The sequence below is a fragment of the Rhodococcus sp. F64268 genome (assembly GCF_023015605.1).
GTDB lineage: Bacteria > Actinomycetota > Actinomycetes > Mycobacteriales > Mycobacteriaceae > Rhodococcus.
In genome coordinates, this window is sequence record NZ_JALKAI010000013.1 from 1 (window position 1) to 5,865 (window position 5,865).

A 5,865-nucleotide genomic window follows, 5' to 3' on the forward strand; every position below is an offset into this window, starting at 1 on the left:
TTCGTGTCGAGTCACTTTGGTCGGTAACTCGTCGATCACTACGCGATGGCCCACCTTTACGAGGGCCGACACGCCGCTGGCCTGGCCGGATGTTCCTCAGCCGATTCCCACCATCCCCTGGGACTTACCCTCGGGCCGCCGTCTCCGTTTCTGCGCTGAGCGCACTCGGCGCTCCCTCCCCCGGCAATCCAACGTCACAGTGACGTAATGAGACTCAGACGCTTGCCTCCAGAATCAAGTTGAACGGCGTTTCCGTCGCGCGCCGGAAGCTGCCGAATCCAGCTTCGCCTGCGACGGCAGCGAGTCGCGCCTCGCCGGCCTGCGCACCGAGACCGAGTGCAACAGGTTGAGCGAGCGACGACGGCGTGCACAGTACCGTCGAGGCCGCGTAGTACATCCGCCCGACCGGATTGAGATTCTCGGCGAGATCGTCGTGCGCGTACGGCTCGACGAGCATCACGGTCCCGTCGCCCGAGAGCGTGTTGCGCGCATGTGTCAGTGCACCGACCGGGTCGCCCATATCGTGTAGACAGTCGAAGTAGCACACCAAGGCGTAGTCACGACCCGGGTAATCCACTGCCGATGCGACAGCGAAATCCACGTTCTCGACGCCCTGTTCGGCAGCCAGTTCTCGTGCGCGAGTGATCGATCCGTCGTGATAGTCGAAGCCGTGCACCATCGAGTTCGGAAAGGCCTGAGCGATGAGCGTCGTGGATACACCGTGACCGCATCCGATGTCGGCCACCTCCGCGCCTGCTGTGAGTTTGTCGACGACGCCATCGAGTGCGGGTAACCACGCGTCGACCAGATTGGCACGGTAGCCCGGCCGGAAGAATTGCTCGGTTCCGGTGAACAACTCGGTGTCGTGTTCGTGCCAGCCGAATCCTTCGCCCTGACGTATTCGTTCGGTGATCTTCTCTCTGTCCTTGAAGACCGCACTGATCAGGTGGTAGCCACCCGCCAGATAGACCGGACTGTCGATGCGGGCGAATGCCATCGCCTGCTCCGGTGCAAGCGTGAAGGTGTCGGCGCTCGCATCGTGCATGAGATACCCACTTGCGGCTTGCGCCGACAACCATTCCCGCGCGTAGCGTTCACGCACGCCGGTGCGTTCTGCCAGCGCATCGGACGTCGTCGGGCCGTTGCCGTCGAGCGCTTCCCAGAACCCCAGGTCGAGACCGATCATGACCAGTGCACTGTTCAGTGCGGCGCCCATGTCGGTGACCAGCTGTCCGAGTGTCTGCTCCAGCTTGCCTTGGTCGATTTCCTCCATGTCAGGTGTGGTCATTGCACACCTCCTCAGAATTATGATGTGCATCACATTCTAGGCGTATGGGGCGCACCACCGTCACCGCCGCCTCGGAGAGCACGAACCGCGACAGGGCGCCGACAATGGGTGACCATCGACCCTGACCGATCCGCCTCGGATCGGGCTACGCTGAGGCAACTTTCGTTCGAGGAGACAACGTTGAGTCATGAAGTGAAGATGATCGTGCTGTCCACCGACGATCTCGACGAGTCGATCAAGTTCTACGGCGACACCCTGGGTATGGGCCTGAAGTTTCGCGACGGCACGCATTTCGCGGCCCTCGACGGCGGCGGCGTCACCCTCGCACTCGCCACCGACGTCGACCATCCGATCCACGGTCAGGTCGTCGTCGGCATCAAGACCGACGACGTGGACGCCGCCGCGAAGGCGATCGAAGAGGCCGGCGGGGGCATCGTGAAGGACCCGTACGACGACGCGCACGAACGCCGCGCCGTGGTGTACGACAACAAGGGCAACGGATTGGTGTTCTACAGCCCACTCCAGCGCTGACCTGCTCCCCCGCCGCAGCCTTCCGGTTCGTTACCATGTGCAGCACGGGAGGATGCGCGGGTTGTAGCACTCCGCTACGATGGGTAGCAGTCTGCTACACATGGAGGTCGTGATGCCCTCGTATACCGACAAGGTCACTCGCTTCGACGCCGAGCTCGTCGACAGCGCGATCGCCGAGGGCGGGCGACAGAATCGCACAGGCCGCCAGCAACTCGAATACTGGGCGCGTATCGGCCGAGCCATGACGGCCCACGAAACCGCATCGCTGCATCGCGTACAGGACGCCCTCGCCGGCACCCGCCCGACCACCGAGCTCACCCCCGCCGAAGGTCGGCTGTTCAACGCCGAGATCGACGCCCGCATCGCCGACGATCTTGCCGGCGCCGACTACACCGGAGTCCTCGCTGCGCGCGGCGTCACGACCGTCGTGCTCGACGCCGAGGGCCGGCTGGTCGAGCAGCATCCCGACGGCACGACGCGGGTGCTCGACGCTGAATGAGGCGTCTGGACCTGATCGTCGGCCCGAACGGGGCCGGTAAGTCGACGTTCGTCGAATTGACCCTCGCTCCCCTGCTGCCGCGCAGTGTGTTCGTCAACGCGGATGTGATCGCGCGGCAACGCTGGCCTGACCGGGCGGAGGAAATGTCGTACGAGGCGGCGCAATTGGCGGCGGCGGCGCGCGATCGACTGCTCGGGCAGCGGCGGTCGTTCATTGCCGAGACGGTGTTCTCCCACCCGTCGAAGCTTGAGCTGATCGACCGAGCGCAGGCCGCGGGGTTCACGGTCGTGCTGCATGTGATGCTGGTGCCGGAAGCCATATCGGTGCGCCGTGTGGCACATCGGGTCGCATCGGGTGGGCATTCGGTGCCGGAGGACAAGATCCGGTCGCGGTATCGGCGGTTGTGGCCGCTGATCGTCGACGCGATCGGTCGCGCGGATCAGGCAACGGTGTACGACACGGCGTCGGGTACCCCGGCGGTGATCGCGAGGTTCGTGTCGGGGGTGCCGGTCGGTGTGATCCGGTGGCCGGTGTGGACACCGAACCAGCTCAGTGAACTTGGGTAAATGCGCTGGCACAGGCATTTTGCAGGGGAGCTGCATTGATCGAGTTGGCTCAGCCGAACTCCGGCCTTGGCGCCCAGTGCAGTCGAGCTCGTCTGCAGCGGAGTCCTCGTCAGGCCGGTTGCATCAAGGCCGCGAGGTCGGCGGGTACCGGCATGGGCTCGCGCAGGCCCACTGCGGCGCGGCCGGTGTTGCCTTCGGGATAACGGCCGCTCAGGGATGCGGGTGCGGCCGCGATGATGCGCACGACTTGGCCGAGGGCTTCGCGGCGCTCGCGCTGTCGCATCGCCAGGGCGAACATGGCGACGTGGTTACGGGTGTGCAGCCACGGATCCGGTTGGGACAGGATATGGGCGGCTTCGAGGTGCGCCCAGCGCTGGGCGGGGTCGGTCGCGGTTTTCCCCGCGTGCATCTCGTGGTCGTAGCGGGCGCGGGCCGGGTCCGGAATTCGGGACATTACCGAAGCCTTTCGGTCGAAGGGGGTTCAGTCGCAGCAGTCACAGTCGTGGGCGTCGGACCGGTCGGCACCGAAAGTGGCCGGTGAGGGACAGCAGGTATCCCCGTGCCAGGCGTTGATACCTTCGCGGACCGCGATCGCGGCGATGACCAGGGCCGCGATCGGGTCGGCCCACGACCAGCCGAACAGGCTGTTGAGCAGCAACCCGACCAGCAGCACTGCCGAGAGGTAGGTGCACAGCAAGGTCTGCTTGGAATCGGCGACCGCGGAGGCGGAGCCGAGTTCACGTCCGGCGCGACGCTGCACCCATGACAACACCGGCATTATTGCCAAACTCACCGCGGCCAAGGTGATGCCGATCGGCGAATGCTGGGCTTCCTCGACTCCGAGCAGACCGCGAATCGAGTCGACGGTGACGTAGGCGGCGAGGGCGAAGAAGGAGAACGCGATGATCCGCAACGCGACCTTCTCCCGCCGCTCCGGATCACGCCCGGCGAACTGCCACGCGACCGCCGCCGCGGAGGACACCTCGATCACCGAGTCCAGGCCGAACCCGATCAGCGCTGACCGAGGACACCCGCGCGCCCTCGGTCAGCGCAATGATCGCCTCGATGACGTTGTAGGTGATGGTCGCGGCGACGAACCAGCGGATCCGCCGCGACAGCAGCGCTTTGCGTTCCGGCGACGGGCCCGCCAGAGTGACGGCCGAGTGCAGCGACGGCATTTCCAATGGCGCGGACATCAGCAGCACTCTTCGGTGTCGGCGGTCGGGCAGCAGGCCGGGTCGACCGCCAGCACCAAGCCGAGCAGGTCATCCAGAGCGTGCCCGATACGGCGGTCGGCGAGTTCGTAACGGACGCGCCGACCTTCCGGGACGGCCACGACCAACCCACATCCACGCAGGCAGGCCAGGTGATTAGACAGGATCTGGCGCGACACCCCGATCGCCTCTGCCAGAGCGGAGGGATAGGCCGGACCGGTGCGCAGGCTCAGCAGGATCTGGGTGCGGGTCGGATCCGACAACGCGTGCCCGAAGCGGGCAAGCGCGTCACGGTGCAACAAGGTCTCCACAACACATACAATACAGATTCGGATGTATTCATGGAATCCTGAACTATTGCGAACGGGCTGGGGGGACGCGCGGAAAGCGTGTCGATGGCCTCGAACAATCCTTCGGACACCAGGTCGGTGACGTAGGTGCCGGCCTTGGCGTCGATGGCGCTTTGAATCCACGGCCCCACACGACATGAATCCAACGCATATTTGACATGCATGAATATGCGTTGGATCCATAACCTAGGCCATGTCAGACCCACTGCACGAGTTGCCACACGATGCCGTTGGGATCGGCGAACTGGCAGTAACGCTCCCCCCACGGCTCAGTTTCCGGCGCGGTGATCACCGTGGCGCCCGCCGCGGCGATGCGGGCGTATTCGGCGTCGAGATCGTCGACGACGAACGCGATCAACATGCCTCGACCGGCGGGTCCTGCGATGGAGGCGGGCTTGAAGGTGCTCAACCCGGTGCGCAGGAAGACGATGTTCAGCCCCGCGCTGGGGTGCGTGAGGGAGACGAAGCCGTCGTCGGACATGGCCTCGGTGAATCCGAAGTGTGCCTTCGCGAAGTCGGCGGAGGCGGCGGTGTCGGCGACGTTGAGCGACAGGGCTGTTCCGGTGATGTGGATGGTGTCCTCCAGGGAGTGGGATAAACCTTATGCAACGTATACATTATTCAGTGTATAGAGTTATCGCGGAGGATGCACCCCGACTTCCAGGAGAGACCCGATGGCCCGCGACCTGATCGACCTACTGTGGCGTGATCACCCCGACGCGCCACGTGGCGGCACCCGCGGACCCCAATCGAAAGTAACTACCGCACAAGCGGTGTCGTCCGCCATCACCCTCGCCGACGCCGAAGGCCTCCCCGCCGTGACAGTGCGGCGACTCGCCGCGGACCTCGGCATCTCCGGGATGGCTCTCTACACCCACGTCGGATCCCGCGACGACCTGCTGGTGCTCATGGCCGACGCCGCCCGCGCAGGCCGGCCGCGGAGCCCGTACGCGAGCGAACGCTGGCGCGCACGGGTCCGACAGGTCGCCGAGACCGACCTCGCGCTCTACACCGCGCACGGGTGGCTACTCGACATCACCGACCCCCGGACGTCGCTGGGACCGGGAACAATCGCCGCCTACGACCACGACCTGCACGCGTTCGATCACACCGGGCTGACCGATCTCGACCGCAACGCCTCCTTGACCTTCGTCGCCGACTTCACCCGCGCCGCCGCGCACGCCCACCGACCCGCACCCCACACCGTCGACATGGCCGCGGCATGGTCGGCCTGGCACCAGCGCCTCGACGCATACCTCGGCGACGAATTCCCCCTGGCCCGACGGGTGGGCGCGGTCGCCGGGGAGGCGATGAACACGTCCTACAGCCCACAGAGTGCTTGGAAGTTCGGGCTCGACCGGGTCCTCGACGCCGTGCAGTCCCTCATCGACCGGGTCTAGCCGCTACACCGTCGCAC

Annotated in this window: 8 protein-coding genes and 1 pseudogene; 4 read left to right on the forward strand and 5 right to left on the reverse strand. The window is 65.5% G+C overall.

Annotated elements, in window-relative coordinates:
• Positions 1-214 precede the first annotated feature (214 nt).
• Positions 215-1,288 carry a methyltransferase domain-containing protein gene (locus MWU77_RS22200; protein ID WP_247274794.1) on the reverse strand — a complete coding sequence of 358 codons (1,074 nt, stop codon included), beginning with the start codon at positions 1,286-1,288 and terminating at the stop codon, positions 215-217.
• 198 nt (positions 1,289-1,486) lie between these two features.
• On the opposite strand from MWU77_RS22200, the gene MWU77_RS22205 reads away from it, so the two are divergent.
• From MWU77_RS22205 to MWU77_RS22215, 3 genes are all read left to right on the forward strand, one after another.
• Entirely contained in the window at positions 1,487-1,819 is a 333-nt protein-coding gene (locus tag MWU77_RS22205) for a VOC family protein (RefSeq protein WP_247274821.1), read from the forward strand.
• Positions 1,820-1,931: 112 nt separating this feature from the next.
• Positions 1,932-2,318, forward strand: a complete 387-nt coding sequence (locus MWU77_RS22210) for a hypothetical protein (RefSeq protein ID WP_169690205.1) — start codon at positions 1,932-1,934, stop codon at positions 2,316-2,318.
• Positions 2,315-2,884: a zeta toxin family protein gene (locus MWU77_RS22215; protein ID WP_169690204.1), complete on the forward strand. Its 570-nt coding sequence runs from the start codon at positions 2,315-2,317 to the stop codon at positions 2,882-2,884. Before MWU77_RS22210 ends, MWU77_RS22215 begins: the two co-directional genes overlap by 4 nt.
• Before the next feature lie 109 nt (positions 2,885-2,993).
• Here MWU77_RS22215 and MWU77_RS22220 read toward each other — a convergent pair whose 3' ends face one another.
• From MWU77_RS22220 to MWU77_RS22235, 4 genes and pseudogenes are all read right to left on the reverse strand, one after another.
• The gene (locus tag MWU77_RS22220) at positions 2,994-3,338 is read right to left on the reverse strand and encodes a DUF3703 domain-containing protein (protein ID WP_169690203.1); all 345 of its coding nucleotides are present in this window, start codon (positions 3,336-3,338) and stop codon (positions 2,994-2,996) included.
• A 27-nt stretch (positions 3,339-3,365) separates the two neighbouring features.
• Positions 3,366-4,080 (reverse strand): annotated as a pseudogene (locus MWU77_RS22225) (cation transporter).
• Positions 4,080-4,409, reverse strand: coding sequence for a helix-turn-helix transcriptional regulator (locus MWU77_RS22230; RefSeq protein WP_247274795.1), 330 nt, complete (start codon positions 4,407-4,409; stop codon positions 4,080-4,082). The pseudogene MWU77_RS22225 and the gene MWU77_RS22230 overlap by 1 nt, the downstream one beginning before the upstream one ends.
• A gap of 235 nt (positions 4,410-4,644) precedes the next feature.
• Positions 4,645-5,022: a VOC family protein gene (locus MWU77_RS22235; protein WP_169690294.1), complete on the reverse strand. Its 378-nt coding sequence runs from the start codon at positions 5,020-5,022 to the stop codon at positions 4,645-4,647.
• Between the two features lie 100 nt (positions 5,023-5,122).
• Between MWU77_RS22235 and MWU77_RS22240 the strand changes: the two genes are divergently transcribed.
• Positions 5,123-5,848, forward strand: a complete 726-nt coding sequence (locus tag MWU77_RS22240; protein WP_247274796.1) for a TetR/AcrR family transcriptional regulator — start codon at positions 5,123-5,125, stop codon at positions 5,846-5,848.
• Positions 5,849-5,865: the final 17 nt, after the last annotated feature.

What these genes read in the sequence shown, in the direction of transcription:
- MWU77_RS22205 (WP_247274821.1), top strand. Translation starts at nt 1,487, where the DNA reads ATGATCGTGCTGTCCACCGACGATCTCGACGAGTCGATCAAGTTCTAC.
- MWU77_RS22220 (WP_169690203.1), bottom strand. Translation starts at nt 3,338, where the DNA reads ATGTCCCGAATTCCGGACCCGGCCCGCGCCCGCTACGACCACGAGATG.
- MWU77_RS22240 (WP_247274796.1), top strand. Translation starts at nt 5,123, where the DNA reads ATGGCCCGCGACCTGATCGACCTACTGTGGCGTGATCACCCCGACGCG.
- MWU77_RS22210 (WP_169690205.1), top strand. Translation starts at nt 1,932, where the DNA reads ATGCCCTCGTATACCGACAAGGTCACTCGCTTCGACGCCGAGCTCGTC.
- MWU77_RS22215 (WP_169690204.1), top strand. Translation starts at nt 2,315, where the DNA reads ATGAGGCGTCTGGACCTGATCGTCGGCCCGAACGGGGCCGGTAAGTCG.
- MWU77_RS22200 (WP_247274794.1), bottom strand. Translation starts at nt 1,288, where the DNA reads ATGACCACACCTGACATGGAGGAAATCGACCAAGGCAAGCTGGAGCAG.